At 73.8% G+C, this 21944-nt stretch carries 20 protein-coding genes and 2 pseudogenes; 2 read left to right on the top strand and 20 right to left on the bottom strand.

All coding sequences use genetic code 11. The features are described 5' to 3' along the window. The 14 genes and pseudogenes from L615_RS08500 to glmS all read right to left on the bottom strand — a co-directional run. Positions 1 to 152, bottom strand: a pseudogene (locus tag L615_RS08500) (IS256 family transposase); the annotation flags it as partial. 466 nt (positions 153 to 618) lie between these two features. Continuing rightward, positions 619 to 1677 (bottom strand): tRNA (adenosine(37)-N6)-threonylcarbamoyltransferase complex transferase subunit TsaD, encoded by a 1059-nt coding sequence (tsaD, locus tag L615_RS08495; protein ID WP_028653824.1) that lies wholly within the window; start codon positions 1675 to 1677, stop codon positions 619 to 621. Further along, positions 1674 to 2132: a ribosomal protein S18-alanine N-acetyltransferase gene (gene rimI / locus L615_RS08490; RefSeq protein ID WP_028653823.1), complete on the bottom strand. Its 459-nt coding sequence runs from the start codon at positions 2130 to 2132 to the stop codon at positions 1674 to 1676. Before rimI ends, tsaD begins: the two co-directional genes overlap by 4 nt. Next, complete coding sequence (gene tsaB, locus L615_RS08485) at positions 2129 to 2788, bottom strand: tRNA (adenosine(37)-N6)-threonylcarbamoyltransferase complex dimerization subunit type 1 TsaB (protein WP_028653822.1); 660 nt, start codon at positions 2786 to 2788, stop codon at positions 2129 to 2131. Before tsaB ends, rimI begins: the two co-directional genes overlap by 4 nt. Positions 2789 to 2811: 23 nt before the next feature. Continuing rightward, positions 2812 to 3675, bottom strand: coding sequence for a family 16 glycosylhydrolase (locus L615_RS08480; protein ID WP_028653821.1), 864 nt, complete (start codon positions 3673 to 3675; stop codon positions 2812 to 2814). Positions 3676 to 3823: 148 nt separating this feature from the next. Further along, on the bottom strand, positions 3824 to 4723 hold the full coding sequence (locus L615_RS08475) for a family 16 glycosylhydrolase (protein ID WP_028653820.1): 900 nt from the start codon (positions 4721 to 4723) through the stop codon (positions 3824 to 3826). Between the two features lie 175 nt (positions 4724 to 4898). Beyond that, a complete protein-coding gene (locus L615_RS08470) occupies positions 4899 to 5762 on the bottom strand; it encodes a family 16 glycosylhydrolase (protein ID WP_145724783.1) in 864 nt (287 codons plus the stop codon). Between the two features lie 40 nt (positions 5763 to 5802). Next, positions 5803 to 6945 carry a family 16 glycosylhydrolase gene (locus tag L615_RS08465; RefSeq protein ID WP_028653818.1) on the bottom strand — a complete coding sequence of 381 codons (1143 nt, stop codon included), beginning with the start codon at positions 6943 to 6945 and terminating at the stop codon, positions 5803 to 5805. A gap of 265 nt (positions 6946 to 7210) precedes the next feature. After that, a complete protein-coding gene (gene tsaE / locus L615_RS08460) occupies positions 7211 to 8131 on the bottom strand; it encodes a tRNA (adenosine(37)-N6)-threonylcarbamoyltransferase complex ATPase subunit type 1 TsaE (protein ID WP_145724782.1) in 921 nt (306 codons plus the stop codon). Then, on the bottom strand, positions 8128 to 9222 hold the full coding sequence (locus tag L615_RS08455; RefSeq protein WP_028653816.1) for an alpha/beta fold hydrolase: 1095 nt from the start codon (positions 9220 to 9222) through the stop codon (positions 8128 to 8130). Before L615_RS08455 ends, tsaE begins: the two co-directional genes overlap by 4 nt. After that, positions 9219 to 10376, bottom strand: a complete 1158-nt coding sequence (gene alr, locus L615_RS08450) for an alanine racemase (RefSeq protein WP_145724781.1) — start codon at positions 10374 to 10376, stop codon at positions 9219 to 9221. Before alr ends, L615_RS08455 begins: the two co-directional genes overlap by 4 nt. 5 nt (positions 10377 to 10381) lie before the next feature. Next, on the bottom strand, positions 10382 to 11767 hold the full coding sequence (locus tag L615_RS08445) for an NAD(P)H-hydrate dehydratase (protein WP_145724780.1): 1386 nt from the start codon (positions 11765 to 11767) through the stop codon (positions 10382 to 10384). A gap of 11 nt (positions 11768 to 11778) precedes the next feature. Next, complete coding sequence (locus tag L615_RS08440) at positions 11779 to 12132, bottom strand: holo-ACP synthase (RefSeq protein WP_145724779.1); 354 nt, start codon at positions 12130 to 12132, stop codon at positions 11779 to 11781. 14 nt (positions 12133 to 12146) lie between these two features. Continuing rightward, positions 12147 to 13991 carry a glutamine--fructose-6-phosphate transaminase (isomerizing) gene (glmS, locus tag L615_RS08435; protein WP_145724778.1) on the bottom strand — a complete coding sequence of 615 codons (1845 nt, stop codon included), beginning with the start codon at positions 13989 to 13991 and terminating at the stop codon, positions 12147 to 12149. Between the two features lie 65 nt (positions 13992 to 14056). On the opposite strand from glmS, the gene coaA reads away from it, so the two are divergent. Continuing rightward, on the top strand, positions 14057 to 15043 hold the full coding sequence (gene coaA, locus L615_RS08430) for a type I pantothenate kinase (protein WP_036516308.1): 987 nt from the start codon (positions 14057 to 14059) through the stop codon (positions 15041 to 15043). A gap of 200 nt (positions 15044 to 15243) precedes the next feature. Beyond that, complete coding sequence (locus L615_RS23195) at positions 15244 to 16842, top strand: hypothetical protein (RefSeq protein ID WP_186449783.1); 1599 nt, start codon at positions 15244 to 15246, stop codon at positions 16840 to 16842. Between the two features lie 19 nt (positions 16843 to 16861). On the opposite strand, the gene L615_RS08415 is transcribed toward L615_RS23195, so the two are convergent. From L615_RS08415 to glmM, 6 genes and pseudogenes are all read right to left on the bottom strand, one after another. After that, entirely contained in the window at positions 16862 to 17158 is a 297-nt protein-coding gene (locus L615_RS08415) for an MGMT family protein (protein WP_145724776.1), read from the bottom strand. Then, positions 17155 to 17694 carry a DUF488 family protein gene (locus L615_RS08410; RefSeq protein ID WP_145724775.1) on the bottom strand — a complete coding sequence of 180 codons (540 nt, stop codon included), beginning with the start codon at positions 17692 to 17694 and terminating at the stop codon, positions 17155 to 17157. Before L615_RS08410 ends, L615_RS08415 begins: the two co-directional genes overlap by 4 nt. A 71-nt stretch (positions 17695 to 17765) precedes the next feature. Beyond that, positions 17766 to 18238, bottom strand: a pseudogene (locus L615_RS08405) (VOC family protein). Positions 18239 to 18340: 102 nt separating this feature from the next. Beyond that, positions 18341 to 20029 (bottom strand): serine/threonine-protein kinase, encoded by a 1689-nt coding sequence (locus L615_RS08400; protein WP_145724774.1) that lies wholly within the window; start codon positions 20027 to 20029, stop codon positions 18341 to 18343. Between the two features lie 73 nt (positions 20030 to 20102). After that, positions 20103 to 20516, bottom strand: a complete 414-nt coding sequence (locus L615_RS08395; RefSeq protein ID WP_028653805.1) for a hypothetical protein — start codon at positions 20514 to 20516, stop codon at positions 20103 to 20105. Between the two features lie 34 nt (positions 20517 to 20550). After that, the gene (gene glmM / locus L615_RS08390; RefSeq protein WP_028653804.1) at positions 20551 to 21915 is read right to left on the bottom strand and encodes a phosphoglucosamine mutase; all 1365 of its coding nucleotides are present in this window, start codon (positions 21913 to 21915) and stop codon (positions 20551 to 20553) included. Between the last annotated feature and the right edge of the window lie 29 nt (positions 21916 to 21944).

Here is a 21944-nt window from a genome sequence, read left to right as displayed (position 1 = left end):
CGCTCATACGGGGCGGCGCCGATCCGCTCGGTCGCTTCGAGCTCGATCAACTCCTGCAGCGCGACGCGGACTGAATCACGGATCAGATCGACGCCATCACCGGCACGGAATGCCTCGAGCAGCTCGGACAGGGCAGACTGGGGCAAGGCCATCGGTGGATCTCCTTCAGTGTGTCTCTTGGTCGTTTCACACCGAAGATCCCGCCGATGGCCGTCTACGTCAGGCAGCCTCGCCGTGGTTCCTCAAAGCCCACCACTCCTGGGGACTCTTACTCTGGCAGCCGACCGGCCGCTGTCACACGTGGTTCGCGGCCCTGGCAGCCGACCGGCCGCTGTCACACGTGGTTCGCGGCCCTGGCAGCCGACCGGCCGCTGTCACACGTCGATCGCCGACCCAGGCGCCCCGTGACCGCGGAGATCCCCCGCTGGGTGGGGCTGGAACAGACGCCGACAGGCGGGAAGACCCGCGATCAGCGTGTGACAGCGCCCGGAAGGCGGCAACACCCGCGAACGACGTGTTACAGGGGCAGCAGGACCAGCCACAGGACCAGCCACAGGACCAGCCACAGGACCGCCACGAGCCGCCACGACCCGTGGGGAGGTACGACGGAGCGGCGGGTCAACCGGCGAGGACGTCGGTGACCGGCAGGCTGGAGTCCGCGGGGAGGTCCAGCGGCGAGGGGGTGCGGCCGCGGGCGACCATGGTCGAGCCCAGCGCAGCGACCATCGCACCGTTGTCGGTGCACAGGCCCGGGCGCGGCACCCGCACCCGGATGCCGAGCTTGCCGGCGCGCTCCTCGGCCAGCGCGCGCAGCCGGGAGTTCGCGGCGACGCCGCCGCCGATCATGAGGTCCTCGATGCCCTCGGCCGCGGCGGCGTCGAGGGCCTTGCGCACGAGCACGTCGCACACGGCCTCCTGGAAGGACGCGGCGACGTCGGCGACGGGCACGGGCTCCCCGGAGCGCTGGCGCGCCTCGACCCAGCGCGCGACGGCGGTCTTGAGGCCGGAAAAGGAGAAGTCGAAGCGGTGCCGCTCCAGGTCGCGGCGGCTGGTGAGGCCGCGCGGGAAGTCGATCGCGACCTGGTTGCCCTCGCGGGCGGCACGGTCGATGTGCGGCCCGCCGGGGAAGGGCAGGCCGAGCAGCCGGGCGACCTTGTCGAAGGCTTCGCCGGCCGCGTCATCGATGGTGGCGCCGAGCGGGTCGACGCCGCCCTCGTGGCCGGTCACGTCGGTGACCCGCAGGAGGCTGGAGTGGCCGCCGGACACGAGCAGCGCCAGGCAGGGCTCGGGCAGCGGCCCGTGCTCGAGCTGGTCGACGGCGACGTGGGCGGCGAGGTGGTTGACGCCGTACAGCGGCTTGCCGAGGGACAGCGCGAGCGCCTTCGCCGAGGCGACACCGACGAGCAGCGCGCCGGCGAGGCCGGGGCCGTGGGTGACCGCGATCGCGTCGACGTCGGACAGCTGCACGCCGGCGGTCTCGCACGCGCGCTGGATCGTCGGCACCATCGCCTCGAGGTGGGCACGACTGGCGACCTCCGGCACGACGCCGCCGAAGCGGGCGTGCTGGTCGACGCTGCTGGCGACGGCGTCGGCGAGCAGGGTGTGGCCGCGGACGATGCCGACCCCCGTCTCGTCGCAGGACGTCTCGATGCCGAGGACCAGCGGTTCGCTCTTCACAGGGCCATTCTCACTGATGCACTGAGGACGAGCGCCGTGGCACCGTCGCGGTAGTAGCGCGGCCGGCGGCCGAGCTCGGTGAAGTCGTGGTGCTCGTAGAAGAGCCGGGCAGCGATGTTGTCCTCGCGGACCTCCAGCAGCAGCCGCTCCGCGCCGCGCTCCCCGGCGTGCTGGTGCACGGCCACGAGCAGGGTGCGGGCGATGCCGGAGCGACGCAGGTCCTCGGGCACGGCGATCCGCTGCAGCTCGGCGTCGACGTCGACGACGCTGACCACGGCGTAGCCGGCGAACCCGCCGTCCTGCTCCGCGACGAGGATGCCGACGGTCGGGACGGTCCCGTCGACGGCCTGCTCGAGCAGGACCGGCGACCACGGGTCGAGGGGGAACGCCTCCACCTCCAGGGCGGCGATGTCGGCGACGTCGTTGCGGCCGGCGGCGCGGACGACGACGCTCACGGGCCCGGGACGGCGTCGGGGAGGACGGCCTTGGGCGAGCGCGGGACCTCCGCGTCGGGTCGGCGCAGGTACATCGGCTCGGGCTCGAGCACGTCGACGCGGCGGCTCGCCACGGCACGTGCCAGCCACACGGCGTCGGGCCGCAGCGGCGCGCGGCCGGCGGGGAACGCGTCGGGGTAGAGCGCGGCGCCCTCCCCCACGACCGGTCGGTCGGTGGCGAGCACGGCCGGGCGGTCGACGACGGGGTCGTGGTGCCTGCGCCCCTCGCGGTCGTACGACGCCAGGTAGACCTCCTTGCGCCGCGCGTCGGTCGCGACCACGAAGTCCCCGTCCACGGTCCCGGTCTCGACGGCCTCGACCGCGAGGGCGTCGAGCGAGCAGACGCCGTGCACGGGGACCTGGAGGACGTGGCCCATCGTGCGGGCGGTGACCAGCCCGACCCGCAGACCGGTGAACGGGCCCGGACCGACACCGACGGCGATCGCGGTGAGGTCGGCGGGCTTCGCGCCGGCCTGCTCGAGCACCTGCGCGACCAGCGGCGCGAGCTGCTCGCCGTGGCGCATCGCGCTCGTCGCGGTCGCCGAGGCGACGACGTCCGAGCCGTCGTGGAGGGCGACGGTCACCGTCGGCGACGCGGTGTCGAAGGCCAGCAGCACGGATCGAGGCTACCCGCTGGCGATCAGCGCCAGACCTTCACCCAGTCGACCTCCATGGTCGCGGGGAGCGACACCCGGCCGGTGTAGAGGTTGTTGCCGCCGCCGAGGAACTGGCTGAAGTTGAGGATCATCCGCTTGCGGAAGCTCGGCGCCGCGTGGACGCTGGTCAGGCAGGTGCGGCCGTCGACGCTGATGCTCAGCTGGCTGGCCGTCCACTCCAGCACGTAGGTGTGCCACAGCCCGCGGGGCGCCTTGCAGCTCCACGACGTGTTGAAGCCGTCGATCGGGCCGTAGGCGTCGGCCCAGTAGTGCAGGAAGGGCACGTTGAGCTGCGGCTGGGACGAGTAGGTCTCCATGACGTCGATCTCGCCGCTGGTCGGCCAGTTCTTGTCCGAGGAGTAGCGCGCGTCCGGCCACAGCCAGAACGCCTCGTGCAGGCCCGGCTGGCTCGCGCCGCGCACCTTGATCCGGGCCTCGAAGCGGCCGTACTGCTGGCTGAACCGGTAGTGGCTGCTCACCGTGGCGCCGGCGAAGGTGGCCCGGGTCCCGTTCGCGCGCAGCGGGCAGCGCAACGCCAGTCCGGTCCGCACCGCGCTGAGCCGCAGCTTGCCCATGCTGACCGCCACGGTCCGCGGGCTGTTGAGCACGCACAGGTCACCGCTCCCGGCCTGGTTGAGCGCGACCCAGCGGTTCGGGTCGAGGCGGGAGCCGTTGAAGTGCTCGGCGAGCGTGCAGGTCCACCGGCCGCCGGTGGCCCGGTAGACCGGTGCCCCGCAGGGGTCGGCCGCGGCCCCAGCGCTGGGGGCCGGGGCCGTCGGCGCGAGGGGTACGGCGAGCGCCGTCGCCAGCAGGCAGACGGCCGCCAGGGCGGACTTCAACGCGCGCATCGGATCCCCATGTCCCTCGGCGGCTCGGTGCAGGCGGGGGTGGAGCTCCCCCGGTGCCCGTCAAGATAGCCGCCGCCGGGCGGAAGTGGAACAGGTACCAGTTCTGCGTCTCAGCCCCGGACACCGGTTCCGGTACCGCCCCAGCCGGTCAGCGCCAGACCTTCACGTAGTCGACGTCCATGGTGGCCGGCAGCGGGACCCGCCCGTCGTAGGCGTTGGTGCCGCTGCCCAGGAGCTGGGTGAGGTTGATGATGAACGGCTTCTGGAAGCTGCTGGCGCCGGCAGTGTTGGTCAGGCAGGTCTTGCCGTCGACGAGGATCGTCACCCGGTCGGCGAACCACTCGAGGGTGTAGGTGTGCCACGCGCCGCGGGTGGTGGCACAGGTCCACGACGTGTTGAGCCCGTGCACCGGGCCGAGCCGGTCGTCGCTGTAGTGCAGGAACGGCACCGCCATGTCCGGGTGCGAGGAGTGCAGCTCGACGATGTCGATCTCGCCCGTCTCCGGCCACGGCGAGTCCGCGGCGTAGCGGGTGTCGGGCCACAGCCAGAACGCCTCGTGCAGGCCGGGCGCCGACGCCGCCTGGACCCGCATCCGGGCCTCGAACCGGCCGTACTGCTGGCTGAAGCGGTGGTAGGTCGTCGCCCAGCCGGCCACGTAGGAGCCGCGCGTACCGTCGGCGCGCCGCGGGCACTGGGTCGTGGCGTCGGCCGGTACGACGGACAGGTGCAGCGCGCCGCCCGACACCGACACGGTGCGGGGCGTGCTCAGCACGCACATGTCGCCGGAGCCGAGCAGGTTGTGCCCGGCCCAGACGGCGTCGTCCAGGGCCGAGCCGGCGAACTCCTCGGCGAGCGTGCAGGTCCAGTTGCCGCCGCCCGGCTTGGCGACGCGGGCACCGCAGTCGGGCTTGGCCGGCTTGGCCGGGCCGCCCGGTTGCGACGGCGGCGCGGACACCGCCGGCGCGACCGATGGTGGTGCGAGCGGCACGGCGAGTGCGGCGGCGAGCAGGCCGGCCGCGAGCGTGGTGGCGCGACGGATCGAACGCATGACAAATCCCCCCATGATGTTGCTGAGACCCCGAGACGAGCTCCCTGGGGTGACGGTAACCCCGGCGGGCGGTCCGGGGACAGCGGTCCGGACCGGATCCGTCGGAAGGGAGTCAACGGCGTAGCCCGATCTGACCACGGTCGCGGGGCCGACCGGCTGGACGGGTGTCCGGCGCTCAGCGCCAGGCGCGGACCCAGTCGACCTCCATGGTCACCGGCAGCGGCACCGAGCCGTCGTAGGCGTTCTCGCCGGTCCCCATCGACTGCGTGAGGGCGATGATGAACCGCTTGCGCAACGCGGGCGCGCCCTCGGTGTTCACCAGGCAGCTGTCGCCGTCGACGAGGACCTCCAGCCGGTCGGCCGTCCACTCGAGGGTGTAGGTGTGCCACTCGCCGCGGGTGGTCCGGCAGTCCCAGGCCGTGTTCACGCCGTTGACGGGCTTCTCGCCCGCCGCGTAGTGCAGGAACGGGATGACGAGGTCGGGCCGGTGCGAGTAGGTCTCCATGACGTCGATCTCGCCCGACTGCGGCCACGGCCGGTCAGCGCCGTAGCGCGTGTCCGGCCACAGCCAGAACGCCTCGTGCAGGCCCGGCCCGTCGGCGTCCTGCACCCGGATCCGCGCCTCGAAGCGGCCGTACTGCTGGCTCCACCGGCCGTCCGTCGTGACCCAGCCGCCGGCGTACGACGCCCGGGTGCCGTCGGCGCGCACCGGGCAGGGGGTGGTGTCGTCGGCCGCGACGACGGAGAGCCGGAGCCGGCCGTCGGCGACGGAGACCGTGCTCGGGTGGTCGACCATGCAGAGGTCGTCGGAGCCGACCAGCTGGGTGGCCGTCCAGGTGTCCGGGTCGAGGCGGTCGCCGTCGAAGTCCTCGGCGAAGGTGCACTCCCAGGTCCCGCCGCCGTCCTTGCGCACCGGCGGACCGCACGGCCCGTCGGGACCCAGCGGCTCGTCAGGGCGCTGGACCCACCACGCCGCTGCGGCCGCGAGCACCGTCACCAGCCCCACGAGGAGCAGCAGCACGGGGCGGGAGGGACGCACGGCGGGTCACGCTAGCGCCCGCCGGCTGTGGACCGGGCGGCTACGCCCAGACCTTGACCCAGTCGACCTCCATGGTCGCGGGCAGCGCGAGCCGGCCGTCGGGCAGGTTGGCGCCGGCGCCGAGGAGCTGGCTGAGGTTGATGATGAAGGGCTTGCGGAAGGTCGCCGCGGCGCTCGTGTTGACCAGGCAGGTCTTGCCGTCGACCAGGATCTCGAGCCGGTCGGCCGTCCACTCGAGGGCGTAGGTGTGCCACTCGCCGCGAGTGGTGCTGCAGTTCCAGGCGGTGTTGACCCCGGGCTGCGGCACCTCGCCGACCTCGTAGTGGAGGAAGGGCACGACCAGGTCCGGGTAGACCGAGTAGGTCTCGGCGATGTCGATCTCGCCGCTGCGCGGCCAGTCCGCGTCGGAGGAGAAGCGGGTGTCGGGCCAGAGCCAGAAGGCCTCGTGCAGGCCGGGCAGGCTGGTGGCCTGCACCTTCATCCGGGCCTCGAACCGACCGTACTGCTGGCTCCACCGGCCGTGCGTGGAGATCCACCCGGCGGCGTACGTGCCGCGGGTGCCGTCAGCGCGCAGCGGGCACGGGTGCGCCTCGGTCGCGGGGACGACGCTGAGCCGGAGGGTGCCGTCGGCGACGGCCACGGTCTGCGGGTTCGCGGCCACGCACCGGTCGCCCTGGCCCAGCATGTTCTGCCCCAGCCACAGCGTGGGGTCGAGCTCGGTCCCGGTGAAGTCCTCGACGAGGGAGCACTCGTAGTGGCCGCCGCCGGGGCGGGCCGGGCGCTCGCCGCACGCGTCGGTCGGCGCCGGCGCGGGCTCGGGCGTCGGGGTCGGCTTCGGGGCAGGCCTCGGCGCGGGGCGCGCCGCGACCCGGCGTACGCCGCTCGTGCGGTTGCCGGACACGGCCCGGTAGGCGCGGGTCCGGGCCGGGCGCGGCACGACGACGCGGTAGCGGCCGGCGCGGGTGGCGCGGACCTTGCGCACGGTGACCCAGCGGGTCGTCCGGACCTGGATCCTCACGACCGCGCGGGCCCTGGCCCGGCCCTTGAAGACCACGTTCTTCGACGACGTCGCTGGCCGCTCCAGCACCGGCGCCGGGGCACGCTTCGCCTCCGCGCCCGACGGTGCACCGGCCCACAGGCCGACCGCCACCAGCAGCGCGAGCAGGCACCTGAGTGCACGCATCGCAGAATCCCTCCCCCAGACTTGCTCCCACCGTCCAAGGTAAAGAGATCGAGGGGTCGGCCGTACCCGCGAACGGGCCGTCCTCGACGCCCGGGGTGGCTAGTCGACCGGGACCTCCGTCCCGGGACCCTCAATGGCGCGAGCGCGCCCCGTTGCCTCCGGGAGGCGGTACAGCCCGCCTGGCGGCAAGCCTCCGGTCGCTTCGCCGCACTCCCGATGGCTGAGGTACGGCGAGCGGCCCCTCCCGGTGGTTATGCCCAGGTCGTCAGGCGGTGAGGTCGACGCCCAGCCAGCGCAGGCCGACGGGGTCGACCTCGACCAGACGCGGGTCGGCCTCGGGGTCGACGTCCGTGGCGGCCGTGGCGCGCACGATGCGCACCTCCAGCCGGGCGTCGGCGAGGCCCTCGGCGAGGCCGGTGCCCCACTCCACGACGGTGACGGCCTCGTCGAGGTCGGTGTCGAGGTCGAGGTCGTCGAGCTCGGCCTGGCCGTGCAGGCGGTAGGCGTCGACGTGCACCAGCGCGGGGCCGTCCCCGAGCGGCGGGTGCACCCGGGCGATGACGAAGGTCGGGGAGGTGATCCCGCCGCGCACGCCGAGGCCGGCGCCGAGGCCCTGGGTGAAGGTGGTCTTGCCGGCGCCGAGCTCGCCGGAGAGCACGACGACGTCGCCGGGGCGCAGCAGGCCCGCGAGGCGCTCGCCGAGCGCGCGCATCTCCTCGGCCGAGGGCACCTCGACGACGAGCGGCACGGGCCGGGCCATCTCGATGTACGGCGTGTGGCGGCCGGTCTCGACGAAGCCCATGTCGCGCCAGAACTTCGTCGTACGCGGCAGCTCCTCGCGAGCGACGATCTCGACCCGGCGGATCCCGGGGCGGCGGGCGGCGACGGCGAGCGCGGCGCGCACCAGCTCGCGGGCGATGCCGCGCCCCTGGGCGGCGGGGTCGACGCCGAAGCGCCGCAGCACGATCGCGTCGCCGACGGGGTCGAGGACCACGGCGCCGACGGGCCGGTCACCGTCGAGCACGAGCAGCCCGCCGCCGGGGGCGAGCTTGGCCGCGATCGTCTCCTCGGTCTCGGACAACGCGTCGGCGGGCGGGTCGAGCACGGGTCGAGCCGCGAAGGCGGCGCGCACGACGGCCAGGACGTCGGCGGCGCGCTCGGGGCCGACCTCCACGATCGCGGTCACCGGGCGACGGCCCTCTCCGCTGCGGCGGTGATCAGCTGGTCGAGCTCGGCGTTGACCAGCTCGTGCCGCTCCATGACGACCATGTGGCCCGCGCCCTCGCACTCCAGCAGCCGCGCACCGGGGATCCGCGACTGCAGCTTGCGGGAGTGGCCGATCGACGTGAGCCGGTCGGCGGTGCCGCAGATGACCGACACCGGCACGGCGCCGAGCACCTCGACGGCGTGGAACTTGTCGAGGCTCGCGAAGTTCGGGAAGAAGTCCGCGACCGTCTCGAAGGGGGTCGCGGCGAGCATCTCGTCGACGAACTCGACATACCCGCGCGGCACCTCCTCGCCGAAGGCGAACCGGTCGGTGGCGACCGAGGCGACGGCCGAGCCGGCCCGGCGCAGCACGTCGATGGCCTTGTGGCCCAGGTGCAGGGTGCGCACGGCCCGGCTGGCCAGCGGGCCGCTGAGCCGCGCGGGCAGCAGAGGCACGAGGAGCCGACCCGGGTCGAGGCCACCCGCGGTCGTCGAGATCAGGCCGACCCCGACGACGCGGTCGCCGATCAGCTCGGGGAACTGCTCGGCGAGCGCGACGATCGACATGCCGCCCATGGAGTGGCCGACCAGGACGACCGGCCCCTCCGGGACGACGTGCTCGAGCACGGTGTGCAGGTCGCGGCCGAGCTGCTCGATGGTCGAGTGGGCGCGGTCGGAGTTGCCGGAGCGGCCGTGGGAGCGCTGGTCGTAGTAGACCGCTCGCACCAGGCCGCGGTAGGCCGCGCGCTGGAAGTGCCAGCAGTCGAGGTTGAGGCAGTAGCCGTGGACGAACACGACGGTGACCGCCGGCGCCGCGCTGGTACGACGGAACAGCCGGTCGACTGCGCTGCCCGGTGCCGGCGCGTCCACCTCGTCGACCTCGACGTGCAGCGTGACGCCGTCCTCCGCGACGACCGTCAGCGGTGCCGACCGCAGGGAGCCGAAGGGCACCGAGTCGCCGGCGCGGCGGCTGATCTGCCGCTGCTGGCGCAGGATCCCGACCGCGGCGGTGCCGGCGGCGAGGCCGAGGGCGCCGGCGAGCGAGCCGACGACCCGTCCGCGACGGCTCACCGCTCTCCCCCGGCAGCGTCGCTGTCGACGTACCTGCGGCCCATCCGGCCCCCGATCCTGGTCACGATCTCGTAGTTGATGGTGCCGCAGGCCTCGGCCCAGTCCTGGGCGGTCGGGCCGCCGGCGCCGGGCGGGCCGAGCACGACGACCTCGCTGCCGAGCGGCGGCCGGTCGCCGCCGAGGTCGACGACGACCTGGTCCATGCAGACGGTGCCGCGGATCGGGCGCAGCGCGCCGGCGATGCCGACCCGGGCAGCAGCGCCGGGCGCGTCGGCGCGGAAGGCCGCGCGCGGGATGCCGTCGCCGTAGCCGACCGGCACCAGGCCCACGGTCGTGGGCTGCTCGGCGGTCCAGCTCTGGCCGTAGGAGACCGCGTCGCCGACGGCGAGGTCCTTGACCATCATCAGCGGGGCGCGGACGGTCATCGCGGGCACCAGGCCGACGTCGGTCGCCTCCCCCGGCGCCGGGTCGAGGCCGTAGAGCGCGATGCCGCAGCGGACCGCGTCGAAGCGCACCGACGGGCGCAGGATCGTGGCGGCGGAGTTGGCGAGGTGGCGCACCTCCGGGCGCAGGCCGGCTGCCTCGGCGTCACGGAAGACCTGCTCCTGCCGGTCGTTGGCCGGGTGGGCGGGCTCGTCGGCGCAGGCGAGGTGCGACCAGATGCCGGTGACCCGCCAGCGGCCGGCCTCCTCGCCGGCGCGTGCCGCGGCGAAGAGCGACTCCCACGCGGCACGGGGCGCGCCGGCGCGGGACAGGCCGGTGTCGACCTTGACCTGGATCCGGGCCGGGTCGGTGCGCCCCTCGAAGGCGCGGGCGAGGTCGGCGAGCTGCTCCTCGGAGGAGAAGGTCAGGTCGATGCCCGCGGCGGCGGCCGCGGCGAGGTCCGCGCCGGGACCGGCGATCCAGCACAGCAGCGGTCCGTCGACGCCGGCGGCACGCAGGGTGAGCGCCTCCTCGACGGTGGCGGTCGCCAGCCAGTCGGCGCCGCCCTCGCGGGCCGCGCGGGCGACCTCGACCATGCCGTGGCCGTAGCCGTCGGCCTTGACCACGGCGACCAGCGGGACGCCCGCCAGCTCGCGCAGCACACGGGCGTTCGAGCGGATCGCCGCCAGGTCGACGACGACCTCGGCAGGGCCGAGCGGCGGGCGGGACATGGGACCTATCGTCCCATCCCGGCGATCAGGTCCGGCAGCGCCACCGCCACGTCGCTCGCGACGATCGGGCCGTCCTGGGCTGCGAGGGTCGCCGCGGCGCCGTGCAGCCACGACCCGGCGGACGCGGCGTCGAAGGGGTCGAGCCCGGTCGCGAGCAGCGCCCCGATGACGCCGCCGAGCACGTCGCCGGCGCCGGCGGTCGCCAGCCACTGGGTCCCGGTCGTGGTGACCCGGACCCGCCCATCGGGCCGGGCGACGACGGTGTGGCGGCCCTTGAGGAGCACCACGGCGTCGTACTCCCGGGCCGCGGAGCGGGCGTGGGCCAGCGGCTCCGCCTCGATGGCGTCGCGGTCGACGCCGAGCATCCGGGACAGCTCGCCGGCGTGCGGGGTGAGCACCGCGTCCGTGCCCCGCGCGAGGTCCGCGAAGGCGAGCGCGTCGGCGTCGACCACCACGGGCACGTCGTCGGCGAGGGCGTCGCGCAGCGCCTGCTCGGCGCCGGTGTCGCTGCCGGAGCCGACGACCCAGGCCTGCACGCGTCCGGGTCCGACGACCTCCGGGTGCGCGGCGCGGACGAGCGCGAGCACGGACTCGTCGCCGTCGTAGCGCACCATCCCGGCCAGCCCGCAGGCCGCGCCGGCGACGCTGAGCAGCCCGGCGCCGGGGTAGGCGGCGGAGCCGGCACGGACACCGACCACGCCGCGGGTGTACTTGTGGTCCTCGGGGTCGGGCACCGGCAGCATCGCTGCGACGTCCTCCGGCTGCAGCGCCTCTACCGAGGCGGGCGGGAGGTGGGGGTCGAGCCCGATGTCGACCAGCTCGACCGCGCCGCAGGCCAGGGAGGCGGGGTCGAGCAGGTGGCAGGCCTTGTGCGTGCCGAAGGTGACGGTGAGGTCGGCGACCACGTGGTCGTCGGGCGCGGCTCCGGAGTCGACGTCGACCCCGGAGGGGGTGTCGACCGCGACGACCGGGACGCCGCCGAGCACCTCGAGCGCGTCACGGGCGTCGTCGCGCAACCCCGGGCGGCCGCCGATCCCGACGATGCCGTCGACCACGACGTCGAAGGCGGTGCCGGGCCGCGGGGTGCCGACCCGGCCCCCCGCGCCGCGCAGGGCCGCGAGCCCGGCCTCGTGCACGGTCGCGGACAGCAGCCACGCCTCGACGAGCGCGCCACGGCGAGCGAGCATCGCGCCGGCGTACAGCGCGTCACCGCCGTTGTCGCCGGAGCCCACCAGCAGCACCACCCGACGCCCGTAGGCGCCGCCGAGCAGGTCGACGACGGCGTAGGCGAGGCCGGAGGCGGCACGCTGCATCAGGGCGCCCTCGGGCAGGGTGGCCATCAGCACTGCCTCGGCGGCGCGGACCTCCTCGACCGTGTGCGCGCGCAGCATGGGGCCTCCGCTCAGTCCTCGAGGACGACGACCGCGGACGCGATCCCGCCGTCGTGGGTCAGGGACAGGTGGACCGAGCGCACGCCCTGCGCCTCGGCCTCGGCCAGGACCGTGCCGCGCAGCACGAAGCGCGGCCGGCCGGTGTCCTCCGAGACCACCTCCGCGTCGTGCCAGGCCATCCCGCGCGGCGCGCCGAGCGCCTTGGCGAGCGCCTCCTTGGCGGCGAAGCGCGCGGCCAGCGAGCTGATCGGGCGGTCGCGCTCGGCCTCGACGAAGAGCTTCTCCACCAGCGCGGGGGTACGCCGGCACGACTCGTCGAACCGGGCGATCTCGCACACGTCGATGCCGACCCCGACGACTGCCACGGCTGGTCCCGGGCCTACTCGACCGTGACCGACTTGGCCAGGTTGCGCGGCTGGTCGACGTCGTGGCCCAGCGCGGTGGCGAGCTCGCAGGCGAACAGCTGCAGCGGCAGGATCGCGACGAGCGGCTGCAGCAGCACCGGCACCTTCGGCAGGCGGATCAGGTGGTCGGCGTACGGCTCGATCGAGCTGTCGCCGGCCTCGGCGAGGCAGATCGTCCGGGCACCCCGCGCGCGGACCTCCTGGATGCCGCTCAGCATCTTGCCGTGCAGGTAGTCGCGCCCCTTGGGCGGCACGACGCACAGCACCGGCAGGCCCTCCTCGACGAGGGCGATCGGGCCGTGCTTGAGCTCGCCGGCGGCGAAGCCCTCGGCGTGCAGGTAGGCCAGCTCCTTGAGCTTGAGCGCACCCTCGAGCGCCACCGGGTAGCCGGCGTGGCGGCCCAGGAAGAGCACCGAGCGGGTGCCGGCGTGCTCGCGGGCGAGCGCGTAGACGGCCTCGGCGTCCCCGAGCACGGTCTCGATGTGGCCGGGCATCGCCTCGAGCTGCTCCATGATCTCGTCGATCTCGTCGCCGAAGCGGGTGCCCTTGACCTGGGCCATGTAGAGCGCGAGGAGGTAGCAGGCGACCAGCTGGGTCAGGAAGCCCTTGGTCGACGCGACGCCGATCTCGGGGCCGGCGTGGGTGTAGATCACCGCGTCGGACTCGCGCGGGATCGACGAGCCATTGGTGTTGCAGATCGCCAGCACCTTCGCGCGCTGCGAGCGCGCGTGCCGGATCGCCTGCAGGGTGTCGGCGGTCTCGCCGGACTGGCTGATCGCCACGATCAGCGTGGTCGAGTCGATGATCGGGTCGCGGTAGCGGAACTCGGAGGCGAGCTCGACCTCGACCGGCGTGCGGGTCCAGTGCTCGATCGCGTACTTGGCGACCATGCCGGCGTAGAAGGACGTGCCGCAGGCGATGATGATGATCTTGTCGACGTCGCGCAGCTCCTCGTCGGCCAGGCGCATCTCGTCGAGCTGCAGCTGCCCCTTCGCCGTACGACGGCCGATCAGCGAGTCCGCGACGGCGCGCGGCTGCTCGAAGATCTCCTTGCGCATGAACCAGTCGTGGCCGTCCTTCTCCGCCGCGGAGAGGTCCCAGTCGACGTGGAACTGCTTCGCCTCGACCGGCCGGCCGTGGAAGTCGGTGACCTTCACCTCGTCGCGGGTCATCACGACGATCTGGTCCTGGCCGAGCTCGAGCGCCTCGCGGGTGTGCTCGATGAACGCGGCGACGTCGGAGCCGAGGAAGTTCTCCCCCTCGCCCAGGCCGACGACCAGCGGCGAGTTGCGGCGGGCGGCGACGACCGTGCCGGGCTCCGCGGCGTCGATCGCGACGAGGGTGAACGCGCCGTCGAGCTGCTGGCAGACGCGCTGCATGGCGGTCGCCAGGTCGATGCCCGACTGGACCTGCAGCTCCACGAGGTGGGCCACGATCTCGGTGTCGGTGTCGGAGAGCAGCTCGTGGTCGTCGGCCTCGACCCGCTCGCGGAGCTCCACGAAGTTCTCGATGATGCCGTTGTGCACCAGCGCGACCCGGCGGGCGCCGCCGGTGTGCGGGTGGGCGTTGACGTCGTTCGGCGGGCCGTGGGTGGCCCAGCGGGTGTGCCCGATCCCGGTGTGCGCGACCGGGAGCGGCGACTCGTCGAGCGCCTTCTCCAGGTTCGCGAGCTTGCCGGCCCGTTTCTCGAGCGCGATGGCACCGCCGTCGACGACCGCGACCCCGGCCGAGTCGTAGCCGCGGTACTCCAGGCGCCGCAGGCCGTCGATGACCGTGTCCGTGGCCGACCTGGGCCCGACATATCCGACGATCCCGCACATGGGGCAGCAGTCTAGTTCCGACGCCGCCGTAAGACCGACACGACGCGGCTGGAACAATCGTCGCCATGGTCACGGCCGCGGAGTCGCCGGGGACCCACGGCGAGGACTCGTCGCGGGAGACCTCGCCGTACGTCGAGCTCGACCGCGCCACCTGGGCGATGCTCGCCTCGGAGACGGAGAGCCCGCTCACCAGCGAGGAGATCCTCCGGCTGCGCGGCCTGGGCGACCAGCTCGACCTCGCGGAGATCCAGGACGTCTACCTGCCGCTGTCGCGCCTGCTCAGCCTGCGGGTGAAGGCCGCGTCGGCGCTGCACCGCGAGCAGCAGGAGTTCCTGCACGGCCTCACTCCCCCGCGCACGCCCTTCGTGATCGGCCTCGCCGGGTCGGTCGCGGTCGGCAAGTCGACCGCCGCCCGCGTGCTCCAGCAGATGCTCGCGCGCTGGCCCGAGCACCCGCACGTGGCGCTGGTCACCACCGACGGCTTCCTCTACCCGAACGCCGAGCTGGTCCGCCGCGGCCTGCTGGAGCGCAAGGGCTTCCCGGAGTCCTACGACCGCAAGGCGCTGATGCGCTTCGTGATCGACATCAAGTCCGGCAAGGACGAGGTCGAGGCGCCGGTCTACTCGCACCTGGTCTACGACGTGCTCCCGGACGAGAAGGTCGTCATCCGCAAGCCGGACATCGTCATCGTCGAGGGCCTCAACGTCCTCCAGCCCGCGCGGGTGCGCGGCGACGGCCGGACCGGCCTGGGCCTCTCGGACTTCTTCGACTTCTCCATCTACGTCGACGCCAACACCAACCACATCCGCGAGTGGTACGTCGACCGCTTCCTCCGGCTGCGCGAGACCGCCTTCCGCGACCCGGACTCCTACTTCGCCAAGTACGCCGCGCTGAGCCACGACTCGGCCGTCGACGAGGCCCGCCGGATCTGGGACACGATCAACGGCCCGAACCTGTCGGAGAACGTGCTGCCCACCCGCTCGCGCGCCACCCTCGTGCTGCGCAAGTCCGCCGACCACTCGGTCGACTGGGTGCGCCTGCGCAAGATCTGAGCGTCAAGGCCTCCGCACCCCGGGGCCCCTGCGCGTCAACCCCGGAGTTTTCGCCACCTGACCCCGGTCATTGCATTCCCTTGCTGAAAGGCCCCCGAGCGCCGACCCGGCATTCCTAGGCTGACGGCCACACCAACCCTGCTCGTCGTGCCCTCTCCCTCTTCGTGCACGACGGGCCACCGATCTCGGAGGAGACCTCCATGGGCACCATCAGGCGCGCCGCCACGCTCGGCGCGATCACCGCCCTCTCGGCCGCGGGCCTCGCGGCCGTGCCGGGCGCCGGCCACGCCGTACCCACCCTGCAGGACGGCTGCGACGCCGCAGGCATCACCGTCACCTGCACCTACACCGAGACCGGGGTCGGCACCTTCACCATCCCCGACCACGTCACCGAGCTGACCATCGAGGCAGTCGGCGGCGACGGCGGCCACGGCGTCGTCACGGGTTGGCCCGGGTACAAGGGAGCGGCCGGAGGTCGTGGCGCGCACCTCACCCAGACGGTGCCGGTCCCGTTCAGCGCGGGCGGCAACCAGGTGCTCGCACCCGGCCAGACCCTGACCTTCGAGGTGGGCGGCAACGGCCGCAACGGCACGTACGGCGAGCCGGTCCCCGGTGGCGCCAACGGCGGTGGCGCGGGCGGCCAGAATGCTGGCAGCGGGGGCGGCGCCACGGAGATCTTCGGCCCTGCCCCCGACCCCGTGCTGTTCGTCGCCCCGGGCGGAGGAGGCGGTAGCGGCTTCTGTCACGAAGATCGACGTTGCGGCGCAGGCGGCGACAGCGGCCAGGCCGGCGGCCAGGGCGAGAACGCAGTGTCCGCGACCCCTGGCGCACCGGGAAGCCCCACCGGACCGGGCTCAGGCGGCATCGGCGGCTGGAACCTCAGCGATTTCGAGGGTGAAGCGGGAGCTGATGGAGGGTGGGGACGTGGGGGCGACGGCGGCTGGGCCATCAGCCACCCCAACACCACGCAGTACCACTCCGGAGGCGGAGGCGGCGGCGCCGGCTGGCCCGGTGGCGGAGGTGGCGGCGGAGGCGGTCGCGACGGCAACGGTGCGGGCGGCGGAGGCGGCACCTCCTTCAGCATCTTCGGGCCCGACGCCCCAACCCGCACCCACGGCGACGGGACGCCCCGCGTGGTGTTCACGTACATCGACCATCGCGTCGACCCGCCGACCGTCCACACGAGTCCCCTGCCGGCGACCACGATGACGTCACCGGTCACGCTCGGCTGGTCCGGGACCGACGCGATCCCCGGCATCGCCAGCTACGACGTCCGCTACCGCAAGGCCACCTGGAAGGCGAACCTCGGCGCCTGGACCACCCTGCTCGCCGACACCACCACCACGACCCGCAACCTCAACGTCGCCCGCGGCGGACAGGTCTGCTACCAGGCCCGCTCCCGCGACGGCCACGGCGTCACCTCCCCGTGGAGCACCGAGCGCTGCACCACCCTCCCCCTCGACGACCGGGCACTGAAGGCCTCCAGGGGCTGGAAACGAGTCACCGGCGCCAGGTTCCTCTACGGCACCGCGACCACCACCAACCAGAAGGGCCGCACCCTCACTCTCAAGGGCGTCCCCCAGGGCCGCGCCGCCCTCGTCGTCACCAAGGCCAGGGGCAGCGGCGCCCTCGAGGTCCGCTACGCCGGCAAGGTCGTCAAGCGCTTCTCCCTCAACGGCACGACCAAGCACAAGGCCGTGGTCAACCTCCCGCCACTGAAGAAGGGCGCGACCATCACCATCCGCACCACCACCAGGCGCCCCGTGCGCATCGACGGGATCGTCGTCGCCCGCAAGTGACGGCGAGCGGTGGCCCGGGTCAGCCGATCCGGGCCGCCGTCAGGTCCACCCGGCGCCCGTCGACGAACGCCACACCCTCGGCGCGGAGGTGGTCGACGGCAGTGCCGCCGTGGCAGGTCGCGGGCCGGCCGTCCGCGTGCACCACGCGCCACCACGGCACGGCGTCGCCGTGCAGCGCCATCACCCGGCCGACCTGTCGCGGACCGGCCGAGCCGACGGCTCGGGCGAGGTCGCCGTACGTCGTGACCCGACCGGGCGGCACCTGCTCGACCAGCGTGAGCACCGCCTCGATGTACTCCTCGTCCACCGCGGTCACGCTCCCGCCGCGTCGTAGTGGAGCTCGCCGCCGCGCACCTCGGCACCCTCCGACGGCTCGTGCGGCGTCGTCCGGCCGTCGTGGGCGAGGTGGGCGACGGCGATGCCGCGCAGCAGCAGCGCCGCGTCGGCCACCAGCCTGCGGTGGCACCGCCACCAGACGGTCTCGCTGCACATGATCGCCGTCGTCGTCCGCCCTGCCGCGTCCGCGGCGAGGTCGTCGAGCGCGGCCAGGAACTCCGGGGTGCGGGTGTGCGCGGCGTACGCACGGAACGCCTCGACGCGCCACCAGCGGTCGCCCTCCGGGTCGTCGTCGGGCCCGCGGCGGCGCCGGCCGCCCAGGCGCTCGTCCCAGCGGTAGTCGATGCCGGCCTCGGGGAGCCATCGGGCCAGCGCGTCCGTGGCCACGTCCGGGTTGCGCCGGCTGCCGGGGAAGCGGCGTACGTCGACCAGCAGCTCGACGTCGGCACCGGCGAGCAGTGCCGCGAGGCCGTCCCGGTCGAGGGTGCCGTGGCCGACGGTGAGCAGACGTCCCATGCTCCTCCGGTTGCCGCCGGGCCGGTTCTCAGACGCCGCTGGTCGGGTGGCAGCGGCGTCGGCCGGCTGCGTCAGTCGCCGTCGTACGCGGCCTGCAGCGCGGCCACGTCGATCTTCTTCATCGTCAGCATCGCTGCGCACACCCGCTGGTTGCCGTCGGTCGAGTAGTCACCGGAGAGCTCCTCGAGCTCGCGCGGGATGACCTGCCACGAGACGCCGTACTTGTCCTTGCACCAGCCGCAGGCACCGGGCTCGCCGCCGTCGGCGGTCAGGATGTCCCAGTAGTGGTCGACCTCCGCCTGTCCTCGACGCTGAGGTAGAACGAGAACGCCTCGTCGAGGTGGAAGTGCGGGCCGGCGTTGAGGCCGACGACCGGGTGGCCGGCGACGGTGAACTCGACGACGTCGGCGACCCGGTCGTCCGGGCCGCTGCGCGCGGTGGTCACCTTGTCGACCGACGAGCCGGGGATGTGCTCGGCGTAGAAGTGTGCGGCCTCGACGGCCTTGTCGTTGCCGAACCACAGGTGGGTGCGTACCGAGGTCATGGGGTCCTCCTGTTCGGGTCCGCCCTCCGGTCGGGGGCTGCTGCACGTACCGACCGGGCTCCCCCGGCTCACTCATCGCACGGGCCAGCACGACCGGGCCGGCTAGCCGCCCGAGACCACCCCACGCATCTCGTCCGGCGGGCGGAAGCGCACCTTGCCCTCGTCGACGGCCTGCTGCGGGTCCTTGCCCTCCGGGACGTAGACCGTGAAGCCGAAGCGGTAGTCGATGTAGAGCACCACGAGCTTCTCGAGCTGCTTGGCGGCGTCGTGGTAGCGCCAGCGGTAGTACGCCGGCTCGCCGTCCACCTCGACCGTCTCGGGATCGGTGCCCGACTCCCCGACGTAGTGCGGCAGCCCGCCCGCGTCGCTGCCCCACAGCGAGTAGTTGACCTCCGCGGGAGTGCCGTCGGACAGGTTGACGTTGCACTTCCACAGCGCGGGCCGTCGTACGGCGCCGCCGGCGTCGTAGCAGGGCTCGTCGCGGGTGAGCTCGGGGAACGCCCAGAACAGGCCGGGCAGGCCGAACGCCTCGCTGCACTCGTCGAGGGAGGCGACGACCCGCTCGGGTGCGTTCCAGCACCGGGGGCCGACCTCACCCGCGCTGCCACCCTCGCTCACCGGCTCGCTGACCGGCTCACTGACCGGCTCGCTGCCGGGGTCGGCGGTGGTCCCGGCCGTCGGCCCGCCAATGTCGTCGGAGAACACCCCACCCAGGGCCAGTGCTGCGGCCGTGCCACCGGCGACGAGCAGCACGGCGAGCACGACGCCGGCGACCACGAGGCGGGAACGGCGGCGCGGCGGCACCGGCGTGGCCGGTCCCGGGCCGGCGGGGATGGCCGGCGGCGGCGGCCGTCCCTGCGGTGCGTCGCGGTCGTGGGTCGACTGCAGCGTGCGGCCACCCCCGGTCCGGGCCGACGACATCACCGTCGGCGCGGCCGGCCTGGACGGACCGTTCGTGGCCACGCTGCGCACCGACCGCAGGAACGCCTGCATCTCCTGCGCGCTGGAGAAGCGGTCGGCCGGGTCCTTGGCCATCGAGCGGCGCAGCAGCTGGTTGACTGCGTGGCTCCACGGGTCGGTGCCGGGCAGCTGTGGGATCGGCGCGCTCTGGTGGGCCAGCGCCAGCTGCACCATCGTTCCCTCGTAGGGCAGCCGGCCCGTGACCAGGAACCACAGGACGCAGCCCGCGGCGTACAGGTCGGTGCGGACCGTGGCCGGGTGGCCGTCGAAGCGCTCGGGCGCCAGGTAGGCCCAGGTGCCGATGACGCCGGCGGTCTGCTCGGTGTTGACGACGTCGGTCGCCTGGGCGATCCCGAAGTCGCAGAGGTAGGCGCGCAGGCCGGACGCCTCGCGCCGCAGCAGCACGTTGCTGGGCTTCACGTCGCGGTGCAGCAGCCCGACGGCATGCGCGTCCGCGAGCCCCGCCAGCACGTGGTCGAGCAGCTCCAGCGCCTCGGCAGGCGACAGCGGGCCGCGCGCGTTCACCAGCTGGGTGAGGTCCCCGTCGGGGATCAGCTGGGTGGAGATGTAGAGCCAGCCGTCGTGCTCGCCGGTGTCGTAGACCTGCACCACGTGGGGCGAGTCCAGCCGGGCCAGCGCCTGCGCCTCGCGGCGGAAGCGCGCCACCATGTCGGGCGACCCGACGAGCTGCGGCGCGAGCAGCTTGAGCGCGACCCGGCGGCCGAGGTCCTCGTGCACCGCGGTCAGGACCACGCCCATCCCACCCTGGCCGAGGCGCTCGACGACCCGGTACCGCCCGAAGGACTCCCCCGGCCCCGGCATCACGCCCATGCAGAGACTCTAGGTCTCCCGGGCGGCGCGGGCGACCGGATCGGTGAACCGGCGCCGGTTGCGCACGAAAGGGTCAGCCGGGCACCTGGGTACGGGCAACCTTGGCCGCCGCGACGCCCTTCTTCACGGCCGCCGACGCCACCTGGCCGGCGACCTGGCCCGCGAGCTGGCTGGCGACCTTGAGCTGGTCGCCCACCTGCTGCGTGGCAGCGAGGGGCGCGAGCAGCTTGTCGGCGCGGCCGAGCAGGCCATCGGCCTTCTCGACGACCTGGTGGAACTCCCCGACCGTGCCGTTGAACCCGGCGACCGAGGCGTTGAAGTCCTGCAGCGCGGCGGTGAAGTCGACCAGCAGCGCACCGAAGGTGTCGAGGGTCTGGTTGAGCCGGTCCGCGGTCGCGTCGAGCTTGGTGATCGTCTGGTCGACGTCGAGGACGGTCCGGATGCGGGACCGGCGCTGGTCGGCGTGGTCGACGTGCTCGTTGCTCATGGGCCCGATGCTAGGACCGCGGCGGACCCCGGCCCTACGCCGTCTCGACCGCCAACCGCTCGCGCACCACGTCGGCGAGCCGGTTGGCGACGCCGCTCGCCTGCTCGGCGGTCGGCGCCTCGACCATGACCCGGACGAGCGGCTCGGTGCCCGACGGCCTCAGCAGCACCCTCCCGGACGCGCCGAGCTCGGCCTCCGCCTCGGCGACGGCGGCGAGCAGTGCCTCGTCGTCGGTGCGGGTGCGGTCGACGCCGCCGACGTTGACGAGCACCTGCGGGAGACGGGTCATCACGCTGGCGAGCCCCTGCAGGGTGGAGCCGGTCGCGACCATCCGCTGCAGCACGTGCAGCGCGGTCAGCAGGCCGTCGCCGGTCGTGGCGTGGTCACGGAGGATGACATGGCCGGACTGCTCGCCGCCGAGCGAGTAGCCGCCGGCGCGCATGTCCTCGAGCACGTAGCGGTCCCCGACGGCGGTCTGGCGCACGGTGACGCCGGCCGCCGCCATCGCCTGCACCAGGCCGAGGTTGCTCATCACGGTCGCGACGAGCGTGTCGTCGGCCAGCCGCCCGGAGGCCTGGAGCGCGAGGGCGAGGATCGCCATGATCTGGTCGCCGTCGACGACCTCCCCGGTGTGGTCGACCGCCAGGCAGCGGTCGGCGTCACCGTCGACCGCGAAGCCGGCGTCGGCGCCGTGCTCGAGGACCGCCTTGCGCAGCGGGTCGAGGTGCGTGGAGCCGCAGCCGTCGTTGATGTTGAGGCCGTCCGGCTCGGCACCGATCGTGATCACGGTGGCGCCGGCGAGGCGCAGCGCGTGCGGGCCGACCTTGCTGGCCGCACCGTGCGCGCAGTCGAGGACGACGGTCAGCCCCTCGAGCGGGCGGGAGTCGGGGGCGTCGAGCGTGCCGACCAGGTGGGCGGCGTACTCCTCGACGGTGGGGCCGTAGGGGGTGACCCGGCCGACGGCACCGCCGGTGGGGCGGTCCCACTCCTGGCCGAGGTGCTCCTCGATCTCCCGCTCGAGCGCGTCGTCGAGCTTCACGCCGCCGCGGGCGAGGAACTTGATGCCGTTGTCGGGCATCGGGTTGTGCGAGGCGCTGATGACGACGCCGACGTCGGCGCCGAGCGCGTCGGTGAAGTAGGCGACGCCGGGCGTCGGGAGGACCCGCAGCCGGAGCACGTCGACCCCGGCCGCCGCGAGGCCGGCGACGACGGCGTGCTCGAGGAACTGCCCGGAGATGCGGGTGTCCCGCCCGACCACGGCCAGCGGGCGCGGGCGGTCGAAGTCACCGTGCTCGACGAGCACACGGGCGGCGGCGACGCCGAGGTCCAGCGCCAGCTCGGCGGTCAGCTTGTCGTTGGCCAGGCCGCGGACCCCGTCGGTCCCGAAGATGCGGGTCACGTGTTCTCCCTTGTCCTGGTGGCTAGTCC

Origin of the sequence: Nocardioides sp. J9, from assembly GCF_007829375.1 — a bacterium.
Lineage (GTDB): Bacteria > Actinomycetota > Actinomycetes > Propionibacteriales > Nocardioidaceae > Nocardioides.
This window is presented reverse-complemented; position numbering and strand designations above follow the sequence as displayed.